The sequence below is a fragment of the Streptomyces sp. P5F9 genome (genome assembly GCF_057961495.1).
Map to the genome: position 1 here is coordinate 1 of NZ_JBXVPZ010000180.1, position 18417 is coordinate 18417.

The 18417-nt window shown below is 71.7% G+C and carries 10 protein-coding genes; 6 read left to right on the forward strand and 4 right to left on the reverse strand.

Going from position 1 to position 18417, the window contains the following annotated elements:
* Positions 1 to 33: 33 nt before the first annotated feature.
* The 4 genes from AC31A1_RS26310 (at position 34) to AC31A1_RS26325 (ending at position 6953) form a co-directional block, all read left to right on the forward strand.
* On the forward strand, positions 34 to 1809 hold the full coding sequence (locus tag AC31A1_RS26310) for an RICIN domain-containing protein (protein WP_489655706.1): 1776 nt from the start codon (positions 34 to 36) through the stop codon (positions 1807 to 1809).
* Between the two features lie 274 nt (positions 1810 to 2083).
* Positions 2084 to 4561: a beta-glucosidase family protein gene (locus tag AC31A1_RS26315; protein ID WP_489655697.1), complete on the forward strand. Its 2478-nt coding sequence runs from the start codon at positions 2084 to 2086 to the stop codon at positions 4559 to 4561.
* Between the two features lie 102 nt (positions 4562 to 4663).
* Positions 4664 to 6157 (forward strand): amidohydrolase, encoded by a 1494-nt coding sequence (locus AC31A1_RS26320; protein WP_489655698.1) that lies wholly within the window; start codon positions 4664 to 4666, stop codon positions 6155 to 6157.
* 121 nt (positions 6158 to 6278) lie between these two features.
* Positions 6279 to 6953 (forward strand): isochorismatase family protein, encoded by a 675-nt coding sequence (locus AC31A1_RS26325; protein WP_489655699.1) that lies wholly within the window; start codon positions 6279 to 6281, stop codon positions 6951 to 6953.
* A gap of 275 nt (positions 6954 to 7228) precedes the next feature.
* Here AC31A1_RS26325 and AC31A1_RS26330 read toward each other — a convergent pair whose 3' ends face one another.
* On the reverse strand, positions 7229 to 8551 hold the full coding sequence (locus AC31A1_RS26330) for a lysine N(6)-hydroxylase/L-ornithine N(5)-oxygenase family protein (RefSeq protein ID WP_489655700.1): 1323 nt from the start codon (positions 8549 to 8551) through the stop codon (positions 7229 to 7231).
* An 83-nt stretch (positions 8552 to 8634) separates the two neighbouring features.
* On the opposite strand from AC31A1_RS26330, the gene AC31A1_RS26335 reads away from it, so the two are divergent.
* Complete coding sequence (locus tag AC31A1_RS26335) at positions 8635 to 9588, forward strand: methionyl-tRNA formyltransferase (protein ID WP_489655701.1); 954 nt, start codon at positions 8635 to 8637, stop codon at positions 9586 to 9588.
* 136 nt (positions 9589 to 9724) lie between these two features.
* Here AC31A1_RS26335 and AC31A1_RS26340 read toward each other — a convergent pair whose 3' ends face one another.
* From AC31A1_RS26340 to AC31A1_RS26350, 3 genes are read right to left on the reverse strand one after another with little or no spacing between them, the layout of a single operon-like run.
* On the reverse strand, positions 9725 to 10621 hold the full coding sequence (locus tag AC31A1_RS26340; protein ID WP_489655702.1) for an ABC transporter ATP-binding protein: 897 nt from the start codon (positions 10619 to 10621) through the stop codon (positions 9725 to 9727).
* A gap of 4 nt (positions 10622 to 10625) precedes the next feature.
* A complete protein-coding gene (locus AC31A1_RS26345; protein WP_489655703.1) occupies positions 10626 to 11708 on the reverse strand; it encodes a FecCD family ABC transporter permease in 1083 nt (360 codons plus the stop codon).
* Positions 11705 to 12730 carry a FecCD family ABC transporter permease gene (locus AC31A1_RS26350; RefSeq protein WP_489655704.1) on the reverse strand — a complete coding sequence of 342 codons (1026 nt, stop codon included), beginning with the start codon at positions 12728 to 12730 and terminating at the stop codon, positions 11705 to 11707. The genes AC31A1_RS26345 and AC31A1_RS26350 overlap by 4 nt, the downstream gene beginning before the upstream one ends.
* Positions 12731 to 12957: 227 nt before the next feature.
* On the opposite strand from AC31A1_RS26350, the gene AC31A1_RS26355 reads away from it, so the two are divergent.
* On the forward strand, positions 12958 to 18417 hold a 5460-nt coding region (locus tag AC31A1_RS26355), incomplete at its 3' end, for an amino acid adenylation domain-containing protein (protein WP_489655705.1).

Genomic DNA, 18417 nt, shown 5'->3' on the forward strand with positions numbered 1-18417 from the left:
GGATCGACCCCGGGGGAGTCCGACCGTAATCTCGTGGCGCAACTCGGCGATAAGGAGGCGGGCACCCGTGCCGTGGCACTGCTGCTGGCACGGCACTGGCAGGCGACAAGCGAATATGCGGTCATCTGCCTCGCCACTGCCGGGAGTCCGGCGTCCATGGTGGCCGGCGCGGCCTTCCACCAGGTACTGGCGGGGCGCGCCACCGGCGGCGCCCTGCGTCCCCAACTCCTCGTGACGGTACGGGAGATGGTGAAGAAGTGGGCGGCGGAGGAGCGAATTTCCGCGGTGCTGCCGGAACTTCGTAAACCTACTGGCGCCCGAGGTCTACGCGCGGCGAGGCCCGGCACCTCCGAAAGGCGGAAGCTCGCCGAGCGCGCTTTCGGGGAGCTGTCCGGTGCCTCCCAATGCCTGCTGTGGCACTCCGAGGTCGAGGCCGAACACATATCCGTACCGGCCGGTCTGCTGGGCGTGGACGAGGTCACCGCGACCGCCGCGCTGGATCAGGCACGTGAACAATTCAGGCAGGGCTGTGCGCGCGCCCACCGGGAACTCGCGCCGACCCCGGAATGCCGCCACTACAACCGACTCCTCGACGTCCCGATCCGCCGCGGCGGCGGCCTGTTGCCCGATGTGCAACGGCATCTGATGACGTGCCGCTACTGCCGTTTCGCGGCAGAGCAGTTGAGCCATTTCGACGGCGGCCTCGAAGTGCTGCTCGCCGAGACCGTCCTCGGGTGGGGCGCCCGCCGCTACCTCGACTCACGGCTCGGCCGTGCGACCCCCGAGTCCGCGGCCCGCGCCGCCCGCCGTCCGATGGGCCGTCACCGCCCCACGCCGGAGAGCCGGTTGGCCTTTCCGCGCAGGCATCCCAAGGTCGCGCTCGTGGGCGTGGGCCTGACCTCCCTCGCCCTGCTCGCGACCGTGCTCGCCACCAAGGGATGGACCGAAGGGGACAACACGCCTGGTCCGCACGTCACTTGGGGCGCGCCCAGTGGCAGTTCGACCCGCCCGAGCCCTGTCGGCGCACCCTCGTCGGACGGTTCCGCGGCCTCCGCGTCGGCAGCCGGTGCCGACGGGGGAGTCGGGGGAGTCGTCCAGCAGGGCGTCCTGCGCAGCCTCGCCTCCGGCCTGTGCCTCGACATCCCGGGCGGCCGGGTGCGGTCCGGCGCCGCCGTCACCATGGCGGCCTGCTCGACCGCCGGGTCACAGCAGTGGTCGTACGACCAGGACGGCCTGCTGCGCAGCCTCACCGACCCGGGGCTCTGCCTCGACGCCGACACCGACGCCCACACGGTCACTTTGGCCGGCTGCCTGGTGCACGCGGGCGAGGTGCACTACGACCTGACGGTGCGCGGCGAGTTCCTGCTCCGCTGGAGCCAGGGGCTGGCCGTGGCGCCGGTGAGCGTGAAGGCCGGGGCGCGGGTCGTGGTGACGGACCGGGACGGGTCCGCCGGGCAGCGGTGGGCGCTGGAATCCGCGGCCGACGCGCGGGTGAAACTGGGCGACCCGACCGGAAAGAGCGAGGGTAAGGGGACGGGGAAGGGCGAAGTGCCGGGGAACGGCGCACCGGACGCGCCCGCGCCTCCCGGGGGCGCGCCCCAGGGTGACGTACCGCCGCCTCCTCTCTCGAACCTTCCGCAACAGGACCAGCCGCAGTACGCACCCCGCGCCGCGCAGGTCGCCTGCTGCGACGAGCCCGCGCCGGAACCCGAGCCGTCGGGCGGTGCCGGCGAGGCCGCGCAGCCTCTGACGACGGTCGTTTCGGCTGTTGCGGACACCGTCAACGCCCTCCTCCCGTCCCTTCGTTGAACCGCGGGGCCGCCCCGATCCGGGCGGCCCCGCACCCTTCTCAGCCTTCGGTTCTTGTGGGCTCGCGGCTGATTCCTGTGCATGTTATTGACACGAGTCAGTGGCGGTCATAGTTTTCCCGCCGCGCCAGTGGTGTCCAACGGGTCGTCAAGTCGGTGTTCGCGCATGGTGCGTTCAGATACCGAACACGGACGGATACCGAAGACAGTCCAGGGCATCGAGGCGCACCAGCGGTCCACAACGTCGTGCCCGCACACCGAAGGAGTGACGGCTCATGACCGACACCGTGTCCCGGCGATCCGCCCTGCGTCTGCTGGGCGGCGCGATCGCCGTCGCCAGCGCGGCCACCACCGGACTCGTCTCCCCGTCGCACGCGTACGCGCAGGCCAGACCCGAGGCGGGGGCCGGTCCCCGCGTCGAAGGACTCCTGGCCAAGCTCACCCTCGACGAGAAGATCTCCCTCCTGCACGGCGCCACCGACCCGGCCTCGCTCGGCCAGGCCGGTTACATCCCCGGCGTCCCGCGTCTGAAGATCCCGCCGCTACGGCTCACCGACGGACCGGCCGGCGTCCGTGTCACCGCACACGCCACCGCCCTCCCGGCGCCCGTCCTGCTCGCCTCCGCCTTCGACCCCGAACTCGCCCGCCGCTACGGCCAGGTCGTCGGCCGCGAGGGTCGCGCGCTGGGCCAGGACGTCCTGCTGTCGCCGATGGTCAACCTCATCCGCACCCCGTACGCGGGCCGCAACTTCGAGACGCTCAGCGAGGATCCGCTGCTCGCCGGTGATCTGGTCGCCGCCGAGATCAAGGGCATCCAGGGCGAGGGACTCATCGCGACCGTCAAGCACTTCGCGATGAACAACCAGGAGAAGGACCGCAACTCCATCGACGTGCGGGTCGACGAACAGACCATGCACGAGATCGAGTTGCGCGGTTTCGAGGCGGCCGTCGGCGCGGGCACCGGCGCGGTGATGGGCGCGTACAACAAGGTCAACGGCACCTTCGCCTGCGAGAACAAGACCCTCCTCACCGACGTCCTGCGCGGTCAATGGGGCTTCGAGGGCTGGGTGATGACCGACTGGTTCGCCGCGCACAGCACCGTCGCCGCGATCACGGCCGGCCTCGACATGGAGATGCCGGACGGGACCTACTTCGGCACGCCTCTCAAGTCGGCCGTACAGAACGGCAGTCTGCCCGAGCTGTACGTCGACCGCGCGGTGCGCCGGATCCTCGGCGTCATGGACCGGTTCGGGCTGCTCGACGGCAGCGTGCCGCCGCGCCCGGCCCGCGACGCGAAGGCAGGCGCGGCCGTAGCCCTGGAGGTGGCGAAGGCGGGCGCCACCTTGCTCCGCAACGAGCACCGCACCCTCCCGCTGACCGGCGGCGGCACCATCGCGGTGATCGGCCCGACCGGCACCCTGCCCTTCGTCAGTGGCGGCGGCAGCGCGCATGTCGTGCCGGACCGCGCGGACAGTCCGCTCGACGCGATCAGGGCGCGGGCCGGTTCCCGGACCCGGGTCACCTACGCGCTCGGCGAGGACCTGTTCGGCAAGGCCATCCCCGCCTCCTCGCTCACGCCCGCCTTCGACAGCGAGGGCCGGCGGGTGGACGCGGGCAAGACCTGGGAGTACGACGGCTCGCTCGCCGTGACCGAGTCCGACGAGTGGACGTTCGTCCTGCACTTCTCCTCGGCCCCGACCGCACGCCCCAAAGTCCTCCTGGACGGCGAGGAGTTGTTCCCCCTCGCGGCGGGATACGGCGAGTACTTCTCCGGCGGCCTGGTCTCGGTCGACCCCGACGGCCTCTCCGTCCGCCGCAAGACCCTCACCCTCGCCAAGGGTGCCCACACTCTGAAGATCACGGCCGAGGGCGGCGACGCCGGACTCCTGTTCCGGCTGCGGCGCATCACCGGCGGGACCCGCGCCCAGGACGTCGCCGAGGCGGTCACCGCCGCGCGCGCCGCCCGCGGTGTCGTCCTGTTCGCCTACGAGGACGCCACCGAGGGCCTGGACCGCACCACCATCGAACTCCCGGGCAATCAGGCCGAGTTGATCGGCGCGGTCACGGCCGCGAACCCGCGCACCACGGTGGTCCTCAACACCTCGTCGTCCACGTCGATGCCGTGGCTGGCCCGCACCGGCGCGGTCCTCCAGATGTACTACCCCGGCCAGGAGGGCGCCGCCGCCACGACCGCCGTCCTGTTCGGCGACTGCGACCCCGGCGGCCGCCTCACCCAGTCCTTCCCGGTCGACGACGCCCACCACCCGGTCGCGGGCGACCCCCACCGCTACCCCGGCGTGAACGGCGTCGAGGAGTACTCGGAGGGCATCCACGTCGGCTACCGCTGGTACGACGCGGAAGGCGTCCGGCCGCTCTATCCCTTCGGGCACGGACTCTCGTACACCTCCTTCTCCTACGAGGACGCCTCCGCGCGGTGGAACGGGCACGGGCTCGATGTGACCTTCACGGTCCGCAACACCGGCCGACGGGACGGTGTCGCGGTGCCGCAGGTGTACGTCGGCCGCTCGCCGGACCTCCGACTCGACCAGGCGGTACGGGTGTTGGGTGGCTATCGGCGACTCGCGCTGCGGGGCGGGGAGCGGCGGCGGGTCACCGTGCACGTCGATGCGCGTACCTTGTCGTCGTGGGACGCGAAGCGGCACGCGTGGGTGCTCGGAAGCGGGCGGCGGGCTGTGTGGGTGGGGGCCTCGGCGGGGGATCTGCGGGTGCGGACGAGTGTCGACGTGAAGTGAGCGGAGTGGGCAGCGAAGGGCGCGATCCGCAAGGTAAGGTAAGCCTTACTTAACTTGGTGGAATCGTTGGAGGAATGCCTCGGCATTCCCCTGGAGGCCCTTATGGCGGACAACCCAAGCGCCCTGATCCTCACCCGGGTGCGGCTCGGTGCCGGTGGGCCGCTCGCCCGGGTGCGGGTGGCCGACGGCCGGATCACTCACGTCGTACCGGAGCCGGACGCGGGCTCGGGCGTCGAGGCCGGTGGTGGGCGTCAACTCGATCTGGACGGACGGGTGGTGCTGCCCGGCCTCTGGGACGCTCATGTCCATCTGGCCGAGTGGGCGAGCGCCCGGCACCGGCTCGACCTGGCCGGTACCGGGTCCGCGCGGGCCGTCGCCGACCTCGTCCGGGAGCGGGCCGGGGCGGCCGACGGCTCGGTGCTCTACGGGTACGGGTTCCGGGACGGGCTGTGGGCCGATGCCCCGCACAAGGCGCTGCTGGACGCGGTGCTGCCCGATCGGCCGGTCGCTCTGGTCAGTGCCGATCTGCATGCCGCGTGGCTCAACTCCGCCTGCCTCGCCCTCGTCGGGCGGGGCGACCACCCTACCGGCCTGATCCGGGAGCACGAGGCGCACGAGGTGCTGTCGGCCCTGCCCGCCGCACCGGTCGACGTGGTCGACGGATGGATCGAGGAGGCCTGCCGGGCCGCCGCCGCGCGCGGGGTCAGCGGTGTCATCGACTTCCAGTACGGCGACACGGTCGCGGACTGGGAACGGCGTTCGGCCCGCTTCCGGCCCGCCGTACGGGTGTCGGCCGCGGTGTATCCGAGTCACCTGGACGCCGCGGTCAAGCGCGGGCTGCGGACCGGGGCCGAGGTTGGCGCCGACGGGAGCCTGGTCCAGGTCGGGCCGCTGAAGCTCTTCACGGACGGTTCGCTCAACACCCGAACCGCCCTGTGCCGCGACCCCTACCCGGGACTTGAGGGAACGGACGGCGCCCACGGCATCGAGGAGACGGCGCCCGACGAGCTCGTACGGCTCATGCGGCACGCCGCCGCACACGGCATCGAACCAGCCGTGCACGCCATCGGCGACCGTGCCAACACCGTTGCCCTGGACGCCTTCGAGGCGGTGCGCTGCCGCGGCCGGATCGAGCACGCGCAGTTGCTCAGCCCCCAAGACCTGCCGCGTTTCGCCCAGTTGGGGGTCATGGCGGGCGTGCAGCCCCGGCACGCGACGGACGACCGCGACGTGGCGGACCGGCACTGGGCCGGACGCACCGAACGCGCCTTTCCCTACGGCGACCTGCTCGCCGCCGGAGCGCGGCTGGAGTTCGGTTCGGACGCCCCGGTCTCGCCGCTCGACCCCTGGCTCGCCATCGCGTCGGCCGTCAACCGCACCGTCGACGAACGCCCCGCCTGGCACCCGGAGCAACGCCTGTCCGTCCCCGACGCGCTGGTCGCCGCGGCCCGCGGACGCCGGCTCATCAGGGTCGGTGACCCGGCCGACCTGGTGGTCGTCGACGCGGACCCGCTGGACGCCGGCCCGGACATCCTGCGCGCGATGCCCGTCCACGCCACGATGACCAACGGCCGCTGGACACACGGGCCTCGCTGAGCCGGTCCGGTCCCGGTCCCGTGTTCCCCAACCCCACAATGTAACCCCACGACGTAACCCCGCGACACAACCCCGCGACGTCTCTCCACGACGTCCGGCGAGCGGTGAGAGGCCGACGCGTATGCCGTCATCCGACATGGTCCCGTACGTCATGCCCGATTCCGCCGCGCTGCCCCCGGACCGGACGGGCTGGGCCATCGACCCAGGCCGCGCGGCGCTGGTGGTCCTGAACGTGCAGAACCACTTCCTGCACGTCCTGCGGGAGTCCTCCGCGCCGGTCGGTGAACTCCTCGCCGGAGTCGGCCTGTTGACGGAGTCCGCGCGGGCCGCGGGGATTCCCGTCCTGTACACCCTCAAGACCGCCGAGCGGGAACCGGACGGCCGGGAGACCAGCTTCGGGCATCCACGCCTGCCCGGCGGCGAGGACTCCCGTGACGTCGTGGACGCGATCCGCCCGCAGGTCGGCGACAGCGTGCTGGTGGCGAAGCGGTTCAGCGCCTTCGCCGGTACCCGACTGCGGCGCAGACTCGCGGAGTTGGGGCGCGACCAGCCGGTGGTCGTCGGGGTGTTCGCCCGCACCCAGGTGCTGCTGACGGCGGCCGACGCGTGGATGCAGGACATGGAGCCGTTCGTCGTCGCGGACGCGGTGGCCGACCGCGCGCCCGACGACCACCGGATGGCCGTGGACTGGATCGCGGCGACCTGCGGGGCGGTCAGGACCGTGCGGGGCGTGGCGGACGTGTTCGGCGGACCCGGCCCCGGCACCGGGGAGAGAGCCGGCTCCCAACACCGCTGATTTGCCCGCGAGTTGACCTGCGGCGAGCAGTAGGGCACCCTCCCCGGCGACCGGCGACCGGCGACCGGCGACCGGCGACCGGCGACCGGCGACCGGCGACCGGCGACCGGCGACCGGCGACCGGCGACCGGCGACCGGCGACCGGCGACCGGCCTGGGCTGCGCCCCCCCCGCGTATAGAACCCTTCCCCGGACGTGTAGAGCCCCGCCCTGGCACGGAAAAACCCCGGGCCCGGAAGGGACCGTACCCTCCGGGCCCGGGGAGTCGGGGTGGCGTCAGACGGGCAACTTCGCCGCCTGGACCGACCGGTGGATCTCCTCCGCCCGCACCGCGACCGTCGACAGCAGCGTGCTGGTCAGCCCGTGCGTGTGCTCGGTGCCGCCCTGGAGGTAGAGGCCCGCGGTGACTTCGGGGACCGTCTCGACCCGGTGGTCGCGGCCCACGCGGATCTCGTCGCCGTCGTCCCTCAGGCAGAGCTTCGCCGCCTCGCCGAGGAGCGAACTCAGGTCACGGGGGCGGTAACCGGTGGCGAGCACCAGCACATCGGCGGACAGCACCTGCTTCTCGCCGGTGGGCAGGAACTCCACGGCGACGTCGAGACCGCCGTCCGTCGCGGGGTCGACGGCGCGGATCCGGGAGACGTTGAGGAAGCGCAGCCGCTCCCGTCCGGCCACCTTCTCCCGGTACGCGGTGGCGTACAGGGCCTCGATCAACTCCATGTCGACCACGGAGTAGTTGGTCGAGCGGTGGTAGTCGATGAGTGACTGCTTGACCTCGGACGGGGCCGAGAAGTAGACGTCCACCGCCTCCGGGTCGAAGATGCGGTTCGCGAACGGGCTGTCGTCGGCCGGGGTGTAGCCGTACTTGGCGAACACCGAGCACACCTCGGCGTCCGGGAAGGTGCGATGCAGATAGTCCACCGCCTCGGCGGCGCTCTGTCCGGCGCCGAGCACCACGGCCCGCCGCACGGGCCTGCCCTCGTCGGCGAGTCGGGTCGCGCGGGGGATCAACTCGCTGTTGTGCCAGATGCGTTCGGCCAGTTCGAGACCCGGCGGCACGTGCGGCTCAAGTCCCATCGCGACACTGATGTTGCGCGCCCGGCGGGTGATCGTCGTACCGGAACCCGAAGGGTCGTGGCTGGTGACGTCGAAGGAGGCGATCTCGCCGTCGTCGCCGCGCACCGGGTCGACGGCGACGACCTCGCTGCCGTAGGAGACCAGGTGGGAGACCCGTTCGGCCGCCCACTCGAAGTACTCGTGGAACTCGACGCGCAGCGGGAACAGGGTCTTCTGGTTCAGGAAGTCGATCAGTCTGCCCTGCTCGCGCAGGAAGCAGAGGAAACTGTAGTCGCTGGTCGGATTCCGCATCGTGACCAGGTCTTTGAGGAACGACACCTGCATCGTGGCGTCGTCGATCAGCATGCCCCGGTGCCAGCCGAAGCGCGGCTGGCGTTCCAGGAACAGGGCGTTGAGACGGCTGTCTGCCGGAAGGCTCCTGTTGTGCTCCTCAACCGCTATGGACAGAGCGAGATTTGACGGACCGAATCCGATTCCGAGTATGTCGTGGACCACTTCGGAATCCAGTAGCGGTGACTTCACCGTGGCATCGCCTCCCTCAGGCAGCCCAATGCTAGATAAGGTAAGGCTTACCTTGCAATGAGTCGTTGAAGGGAAGGACCGTCATGCGGGTCGTCATGCTCGGCTATCAGACCTGGGGTCACCGCACGCTACAAGCGTTGCTGGACTCCGACCACGAGGTCGTCCTCGTCGTCACCCACCCGAAAAGCGAGCATGCCTACGAGAAGATCTGGGACGACAGCGTCGCCGAACTCGCCGAGAAGAACGACGTCCCCGTCCTGCTGCGCAACCGCCCCGACGACGCCGAACTCCTCGACGTCGTACGGGAGGCACGGCCGGACATCATCGTCGCCAACAACTGGCGCACCTGGCTGCCGCCCGAGCTGTTCGACCTCCCGCCGCACGGCACCCTCAACATCCACGACTCGCTGCTGCCGTCGTACGCGGGCTTCTCGCCGATCATCTGGGCGCTCCTGAACGACGAGCCGCGCGTCGGCGTCACCGCGCACCGCATGAACGGCGAACTCGACGCCGGGGACGTCCTGATCCAGCGCTCGGTGCCGGTCGGGCCCACCGACACGGCGACCGACCTGTTCCACCGGACCGTCGACCTCATCGCGCCCATCGTGCGCGAGTCGCTCGACCTGATCGCCTCCGGCCGCGACGCCGGCCAGTGGGTCCCGCAGGACCGCAGTCGCGCCAGCTTCTTCCACAAGCGCTCGGCCGAGGACAGCCGTATCGACTGGAGCTGGCCCGCGGAACGCCTGGAGCGACTCGTACGGGCCCAGTCCGACCCGTACCCGAACGCGTACGCCTTCCACCGCGGCGAGCGGCTCAGGATCGTCTCCGCGGCCGTCTCGGAGGGACGCTACGGCGGCACCCCGGGCCGGATCTTCATCCGCGAGGGCGACGGCGTGGTCATCGTGGCGGGCCCCGAGGCCCACACCGGGCGCGGCCGGGGCCTGTTGGTGCGCCGGGTGCGCACGGACGACGGCACCGAGCACGCCGCCGGTGACTACTTCCGCACGATGGGCGGGTACTTGACGTCCCGGCCCTGAGCGGACCTACTCGCGCCGACCGGCGGACGCTGTCGGTAGGGCGGAGTGGGGGTGGCGGTTCGAGAAATGTGACACTTGCCCACCGGAGTGTCGCATTTCTGCGACCGGCTACCCCTGGCTGCCCGCGGCGCGGCCCTCACCGCGTAGTGACGGCGTCCTCGGTCTGCTCGGACGTCTCGGTCCGGGGGGCGCCGTCGTGGTGGTGCCGCCCCAGCGGGATCACCAACGGCGTGCCGCTCACCGGGTCGGGCGTGATCCGGCAGCGCAGGTCGAAGACGTCCTCGACGGTCGCCTCGGTGACCACGTCGGCGGGCGCGCCCTCGGCGACGATACGGCCGGCCTTCATGGCGATGACGTGATCGGCGTACCGGCAGGCCTGGTTGAGGTCGTGCAGCACCATGACGACCGTGCGGCCCTCGCGCCGGTTGAGGTCAGTGATCAGGTCGAGCACGTCGATCTGGTGGGCGAGGTCGAGATAGGTCGTCGGCTCGTCGAGGAGCAGGACCGGGGTGCCCTGGGCGACGGCCATGGCGATCCACGCGCGCTGCCGCTGGCCGCCGGAGAGTTCGTCGACGGGGCGCTCGGCGAGGTCGGTGAGGCTGGTCGCTTCGAGGGCCGCGTGCACGGCCTCCTCGTCGGCCGCCGACCACTGCCGCCACCAGGTCTGGTGCGGGGAGCGGCCCCGGCCGACCAGATCGAGGACGGTCAGCCCCTCCGGCGCCACCGGCGTCTGCGGCAAGATGCCCAGTTTGCGGGCGAGTTCACGGGTCGGCACGGACCGCAGCGCCACGCCGTCCAGCTCCACCACGCCCTGGCGCGGAGCGAGTAGCCGGGCGAGCGCCCGCAACAGGGTTGATTTACCGCAGGCGTTGGCGCCGACGATGGCCGTGATCCGGCCGGTCGGCACCGTGAGGTTCAGGTTCTCGACCACGGGCCGTCCGTCGTAGGCGAGATGAAGATCACGCGCCCGCAACTCCGGCCCGGCGGCCGGTGATTCGGACGTCCGCGGCACACGCGGGTCAGGGGTCGACATGCGATCAGCCTCCAGAGCCCGCGCGGTTGGCGCGGATGAGCAGCCACAGCAGGACCGGCGCGCCGAGGGCGCCGGTGACGATCCCGGCCGGCAGTTCCGTCCCCGGGACCGCCTCGCGGGCGAGGAGATCGGAGCCGAGGACGACGAGCGCGCCGGTGAGACCGGAGACGAGCGGGGGCGGCGACGAGGTGCCTGCCAGCCGCTGGGCGATCTGCGGGCAGGCCAGCGCGACGAACGCCACCGGACCGGCCGCCGCCGTACCGAACGCGACAAGGCCTACTCCCGCCAACAGCAGTGCCAGCCGGACGGGTTGGACGGGGGTGCCGAGCCCGGCGGCCACGTCGTCGCCGAGCATCAGCGTGCGCATCCAGCGGCCCATGCCCAGCGTGATCGGCAGCAGTACGGCCAGGGCGATGGCCAGGGAGTCCACCTGGTTCCAGGTCCGGCCGTTGAGGTTGCCGACCAGCCAGCCGAGGGCCGCCTCCGCCTCGAACCGATTGCCGCGCGCGACAAGGAAGTTGGTGGCACTGGAGCAGATCCAGGACACCCCGATGCCGACGAGGATGATGCGGTACCCGGTCGCCCCGCCCTTCCACGCCAGCACGTACACGAGCAGTGCGGTGGCGAGGGCGCCGAGCAACCCCAGGGTGGACAGGCCGAGTCCGCCGGTCCAGCCGAGAACTACCGCCGCGACCACGGCAGTTCCGGCGCCTTCGGTGAGTCCGATCATGTCGGGGCTGGCCAGTGGGTTGCGGGTCATCGTCTGGAACACGGCCCCGGAGACCCCGAACGCGATGCCGACCAGCAGCCCGACGAGGGCGCGTGGCAGCCGTAGATCCTGGACGACGATGACCGTGCCGGCGTCGCCCGAACCCCACAGCGCCCGGATGACATCCGTGAATGCCACCGGATAGTCGCCGATGGTCAGACCCCAGCAGAACAGCAGGAACGCGCCGAGCGCGACACCAACTCCCGTGAGCAGCAGGCGGGGACGCAGTATGCCGGACACCGGGGGCACGGTCAGCCGGAACGGCCGGTCGGCGAGGGCGGCGCGCGGGGGAGTGGCAACGGGTGCGGGCACGCTCATACCTCCGCGAGCTTCCGGCGGCGGACCAGGACGATGAAGAACGGGCCGCCGAGGAAGGCGACGAGGACACCGGCCTGGATCTCGGTCGGGCGGTCCACCATCCGGCCCAGGATGTCGGCGGACAGCAGCAGGAGGGGCGCGAGCGCGGCCGAGAGAGGCAGCAGCCAGCGGTAGTCGGGGCCGATCCCGGCGTACTGGGCGAGCACTCGCGCGATGTGCGGGACGACCAGACCGAGGAAGACCACGGGACCGATGACGGCGACGGACGCGCCGGTCAACAGCACGACGGCGGTGACTCCTTGGAGCCGTACCAGACCCAGCCGCCGTCCCAGGGAGGCGGCCACGTCGTCGCCGAGGGCCATGCTGTTGAGGGCGGGCGCGCAGGCCAGGGCAAGGACCGCGCCCACGGCGAGGAAGGGCAGGATGCGCACCAGCTCGCCCGAGTCCTGGTCGGCGAGGGTGCCGGCCGACCAGAAGCGGTAACGGTCCAGCGCGTCCTGATCGGTGAGGACGATGGCGCTGGTGAACGACTGGAGCAGCGAGGTGATGGCGACCCCGGCGAGTGCCAGCTTGACCGGGGTGGCCCCGGATCGGCCCATCCGCCCCAGGAAGAACACCACGACACTCGCGACGAGCGCCCCGCCGAACGCGAACCACACGTAGCCGTACAGCGAGGCCACCCCGAACACCCCGACCGCCACGACGATCGCGAAGGACGCCCCCGCGCTCACCCCGAGAATTCCCGGGTCCGCGAGGGGATTTCGGGTCAGGGCCTGCATCAGCGCGCCGGACAGGCCGAGCGCGGCGCCCGTCGTCAGACCGAGCAGCGTGCGGGGCACGCGCACCGACCAGATGACGTTGTCGACGAGACGGCTGGGCGGATGGCCGAGGACCGAGCGCACGACCTGGTCGAGCGGGACGCTGAGCGCGCCGAGGGCGACCGACAACAGGGACAGCAGGACAAGGAGGGCGACGATCAGCGTCACCAGCACCGTGGTGCGAAGCCTTCTGCCTGAAGCCACGTGCCGGTCTCCATGTCCTCTTCCGGGTCATCTTCCGTGCTCTGGAGCCCTGTTGGCGGACCACCGGGCAGCCCGGCCAGCAGCTTAGGTGAGCATAACCTCAGTGGCTGTGACATGGGCCGGTGTTTCCGGGGGAGGTCTATCAAGTAAGGCAATGCTTACCTTACTATGCGAGCGGTCGCGGCTCCGCTGAGCCGTTCCATACGCATGGGGAGGCACGGGCAGCTGTGGCGGGCAACACGCTTTCTTCCGCACGGGCAACGGCGACGAACGACTTCTGGCGACGGAGGTTCGCGTCACCGATACCGGAGACGTCCCTGCCGCTGGACTTCCCCCGTCAGCCGCGCGGTGAGGGCGAGGTGTCCCGCACGCGACGCACTGCCCCCTTCGCCGTGACGGCCGACGAGGCCACCCAACTGACCGCATTCGTCGCCCTGTTGCACCGCTACAGCGGCACCACGGCCACCGAGACGGCGGTGGCCCACGAGGGCCTCCCGCTCCGCGTCACGATCGACGGCGACACCCCGTTCACCCAACTCCGGGACCAGATCGCGGCCGTTCGCGAGGAGGCCGTAGCGCACCACCTCCCGACCACCGATCTGCTACGGCTGCTCGCCCCCGAACCCTTCCGCGGCGGCGGCCTGTTGTGCGCCACGGGCTTCGGCCCCGCCCCCTGGGACGAGACCGGCCCACTGGACCTCGCCCTCACGGTGACCGAGGGCGAGGTGTCGGCGGACTACCGCACCGACCTCTTCTCGCCCCCCACGGTCGACCTGATCCTCGGCCACTACGGCACCCTCCTCGCCGACGCCGTCGCCCGCCCGGAGACCCCGGTCGCCGACCTCGAAGTCCTCGGCGCGGACGAACGGCACCGCATCCTGCACGGCTGGAACGACACCGAGCACGACGTGCCCGCGCTCACCTGGCCCCGCATGTTCGCCGACCAGGTCGCCGCTCGCCCGGACGAGATCGCCCTCATCCACGAGCACGTCCGCCTCACCTACGCCGAACTCGACGCCCGCGCCTCGAAGTTGGCGCACGCCCTGGTGGCCCGCGGCGCCGGACCCGAGCAGGTTGTCGCGCTCGCCGTTCCGCGCTCGGCCGACATGATCGTCGCCGAGGTCGCCGTCCTGAAGTCGGGCGCCGCCTATCTGCCGGTCGACACCGACTATCCGGCCGACCGCATCGCGTACATGCTCGCCGACGCCCGCCCGGTCTGCCTCGTCACCACCGCCGAGATCGTCCCCGACCTCCCGCCGGACCTCGACCCGCTGGTGCTCGACGCTCCCGAGACGGTCGCCGAGCTGGCCGCGTACCCGGCCCAAGGTCCGTCCACCGCCGACGAGTTGACGACCGCGCACGCGGCCTACGTGATCTACACCTCCGGTTCCACCGGCCGCCCCAAGGGCACGGTCCTCTCCCACGCGGGCGTCGCGAAACTCGTCGCCACCCAGCAGGAACGCTTCGGCATCGGCCCGCACAGCCGGGTCCTGCAGTTCGCCTCGCCCAGCTTCGACGTCGCGTTCTGGGACCTGTGCCTCGGGCTGCTCTCCGGCGGCCGCCTGGTCGTCGTCCCCGCCGACCGCCGCGTCCCCGGCGCCCCCCTCGCGGACTACGCCGACGAGCACGGCATCACCTTCATGATCCTGCCGCCGGCCCTGCTCGCCGCCATGCCGGAGGACGTCCAACTCCCGCCCGAGGCAACCCTGTTGGCGGGCACGGAGCGCGTCTCGCCCGAACTGGTCGGCCGGTACGCGCGCGGCCGCATGATGTTCAACGCCTACGGCCCGACCGAGGCCACCACCAACTCCACCCTCGGCCTGTGCGACCCGGACACCCCGGCCGGCACCATCGTGCCCATCGGCATCCCCGACCCCGGCACCCGCGCCTACGTCCTCGACGACCGACTGCGCCCGGTCCCCGCCGGTGTCACGGGAGAGCTCTACCTCGGCGGCGCCGGCCTGGCCCGCGGCTACCTCGGCCGTCCCGCCCTCACCGCCGAACGCTTCGTCGCCGCCCCCACCGACATGACCGCCGCACCCGGCGAACGCCTCTACCGCACCGGGGACTTGGTCCGCTGGAAGGCGGACGGCCGACTGGAGTTCCACGGCCGCGTCGACACCCAGGTCAAGATCCGCGGCTTCCGTATCGAGCCCGGCGAGATCGAGTCCGTCCTGCGCTCCCACCCGTCCGTCGACCAGGCCGCCGTCGTCGTCCGCGAGGACCGCCCCGGCGAACGCCGCCTCGCCGCCTACGTCGTGCCCTCACTGGACGCCGAGCCGAGTCCCGACGAGGGGGTGGCCGAATGGAAGGACCTGCACGAACTCCTCTACTCCGCCGCCGGATCGGACGGCTTCGAGGAGAACTTCGCCGGCTGGAACAGCATGTACGACGGCCTGCCCATCCCGCTCGCCGACATGCGCGAGTGGCGCGAGGCCACCCTCGACCGCATCCGTGCGCTACGACCCCGGCGCGTGCTGGAAATCGGTGTCGGCTCAGGCCTGTTGCTGTCGCGGCTCGCCCCCGACTGCGCCGAGTACTGGGGCACCGACCTCTCCGAGGAAGCCGTACGCGCCCTGAACGCCCAGGTGTCCGCCGTCCCCGAACTCGCCGACCGCGTCACCCTGTTGGCCCGTCCCGCGCACGACCTCTCCGGTCTGCCCGAGGGCCACTTCGACACGGTCGTCGTGAACTCCGTCATCCAGTACTTTCCCGGTGGGGACTACCTCACGGGCGTACTGCGTGACGCGGCCGCCCTTCTCGCACCCGGTGGCGCGGTGTTCGTCGGCGACGTACGCAACCTGCGACTGCTCCGCACCCTGAGCGCGGCCGTCGAGAGCGGACGGGTACGGGACAAGGGAGACGAGACGGACGCGGACAAGGAAGCACTGCGCGCCGCGGTGGACCGGGCGGTCGCCTGGGAGGGCGAACTCCTCGTCGACCCGGACTACTTCACGAGCCTCGACGGCCTCAGCGCCGACATCCGCGTCAAGCGCGGCACGCACCACAACGAACTCACCCGCTATCGCTACGACGTTGTCCTTCGACCCCAGCCGGATGCCTCCGAGGAGATCCCCGAGTCGCCCTGGCCCGCGCTGGGTTCGGTCCAGGCGCTGGACGAGCGGCTCGCCGACCGCCCGGACCGGTTGCGGATCACCGGTGTCCCCAACTCCCGTCTCGCCGACGACCTCGCCGCGCTCGACGCCCTCGACGACAGCAGCAGGCCGGCCGCCGGGTCGTACGGTGTCGATCCTGAGGCCCTGTACGAGGTCGCCGCGCGGCACGGCTATGACGTGGCACTGACCTGGAACGGGGGTGCGGAGGACGGCAGTTTGGACGCCGTGTTCGCGCCCGAGGGGGACGGGCGGGCGCCAGTCCACTACCGCCCCGGCGGCGGTCACCCGCTCACCAACCGTCCCGCTCCGTTCCGCAACGTCAACGCCCTGATGTCGACCCTGCGGACACACGCCACCGAGTACCTGCCCGACTACATGGTCCCGGCCGCGTTCGTGCCGCTGGACCGGCTGCCCGTCACCCCGAGCGGCAAGCTCGACGCCGCCGCGCTGCCCGTCCCGGACCTCACCCGCCTGCCGAGCGCGGGCCGGGCGCCCGAGACAGCCCGCGAGCAACTTCTGTGCGACCTGTACGCACGGGCGCTCAAGGTGCCCTCGGTCGGCGTCGACGACGACTTCTTCGCACTCGGCGGCGACAGCATCGTCGCCGTCCAACTCCTCGTCCTGGCCCGCCGGGCAGGCCTGGAACTCACTCCGCGCGACGTCTTCCGCCACCGTACGGTCGCCGAACTCGCCACGGTCGCCCGCACCGGTAGCGCCGACCTCACGGAAAACACCCCGTGGCAGACGCTGAGCGATGACGAACTCGCGGCTGTGCAGGGCGAGTTCCCCGTCACCGTCGAGGAGGTACTGCCTCTCGGACCGCTCCAGCAGGGCTTCTTCTTCCACGCGCTGGTGGACGGCGCCGAACTCGACGCGTATGTCGTCCAGCAGGTCATCGAGCTGTCCGGACCGGTCGACGGCACCCTGCTGCGCGAGGCCGCGCAACGGCTCGTCGACCGGCACGCCCCGCTGCGCGCCTGCTTCCGTCAGACACCCGACGGCCGCCCGGTCCAGCTCATCGCGTCCGGCCTCGAACTGCCCTGGCGCGAGGTCGACTTGTCCGCGCAGGACGACACCACGGTCCGCCGCGCCCTCGCCGAGGCAGTCGCCGCCGACGAACGCGCCCACCGCTTCGACCTCGCCCGCCCGCCGCTGATCCGCTGCGCCCTCATCCGCTTCGGCGAGGACCGCAGCCGCCTGGTCCTGACGTTCCATCACATCGTCGCGGACGGCTGGTCCTTGCCGGTCCTGCACCGCGAACTCCTCGCCCTCTACGGCGAGAACCCGACCCCCCTGCCCGAAGTCGCCCCCTACCGCGGCTACCTCCGGCGTATCGCCGGCGCCGACCGCGAAGTAGCCCGAGCTGCTTGGAGCGCCGCGCTCACCGGAGTCGACGAGCCCACCCGACTCGTCGAGGCCCCCGCGCCCGCCGGACCGGTCGAACCCGCCCAGATCCGCGTCGAGTTGACCGAGCGGGTCACCTCCCGGCTCGCCGCCCGTGCCCGCGAACGCGGAGTCACCCTCGGCACCCTCGTCCAGGGCGCCTGGGGTCTGCTCGTCGGTCGTACGACGGGCCGCGAGGACGTGCTGTTCGGCACCACGGTCGCCGGACGTGACGCCGCGGTCGACGGCATCGAGTCGATGATCGGCCTGTTCATCAACACCCTGCCCACCCGGCTGCGTTGGGCTCCGGGGGACACCCTGGGCGGCCTTCTCGACCGGCTCCAGGACGAGCAGAGCGCGCTTCTCGACCACCAGCACCTCGGCCTCGCCGACATCCAGCGCGCCACCGGGCACGCGGGCGACGGTGAACTCTTCGACACCCTCGTGGTGTTCGAGAACTACCCCGGCGGCGAGGGCGCCCCGGGCATCACCGACCCCACCGGCACGATCGCCGTCACCGGACACGCCTTCCACGACGCCGTGCACTACCCGCTGGCCCTCATCGTCAAGCCCGGCCGCCGCCTCGACCTGCGCCTCAAACACCACGCCCGCCGTCTCGACGCCGACGCCGTGCGGTCCCTCGCCGACCGGCTCACCCTCATCCTGCACGCGCTGGCGGACGACTCCGGCGCCCGCGTCGCGGACCTCGACCTGCTGACGCCGGAGGAGTCGGCGGACGCGCATCCGGCCGGGGAGACCCGGCCGGTTCCGGCCACCACGCTCGCCGCCGCGTTCGGCGCGCAGGTCGCGCGTACCCCCGACGCCACGGCTGTCGTCTACGACGGTACGACCACGCTCACCTACGCCGAACTGGACGCGCGAGCCTCGGAGTTGGCCGCGAGGCTGCGGGCCGAGGGCGCGGGCCGGGAGCGGTTCGTCGCCGTCGCCGTACCCCGCTCGGCGGAGCTGATGGTGGCGCTGCTGGGCGTCCTGAAGTCGGGGGCCGCCTATCTGCCCCTCGACCTGGACTATCCGGCGGAGCGGCTCGCGTACATGCTGGCCGACTCGGGGGCGACGACGGTCGTCACGACGGAACGGGACGCGCACCGGCTGCCGTCGGTCGAAGGCCTGGATGTGCTGCGCGTGGACGCGGAGGGCGAAGAGGCCCTGTTCGGCGGAGTTCCCGAC

Bases quoted from the DNA above. Each gene is read 5' to 3' on its own strand.
- AC31A1_RS26340 (WP_489655702.1), bottom strand. From the start codon at position 10,621: ATGTCGACCCCTGACCCGCGTGTGCCGCGGACGTCCGAATCACCGGCC.
- AC31A1_RS26345 (WP_489655703.1), bottom strand. From the start codon at position 11,708: ATGAGCGTGCCCGCACCCGTTGCCACTCCCCCGCGCGCCGCCCTCGCC.
- AC31A1_RS26320 (WP_489655698.1), top strand. From the start codon at position 4,664: ATGGCGGACAACCCAAGCGCCCTGATCCTCACCCGGGTGCGGCTCGGT.
- AC31A1_RS26315 (WP_489655697.1), top strand. From the start codon at position 2,084: ATGACCGACACCGTGTCCCGGCGATCCGCCCTGCGTCTGCTGGGCGGC.
- AC31A1_RS26335 (WP_489655701.1), top strand. From the start codon at position 8,635: ATGCGGGTCGTCATGCTCGGCTATCAGACCTGGGGTCACCGCACGCTA.
- AC31A1_RS26325 (WP_489655699.1), top strand. From the start codon at position 6,279: ATGCCGTCATCCGACATGGTCCCGTACGTCATGCCCGATTCCGCCGCG.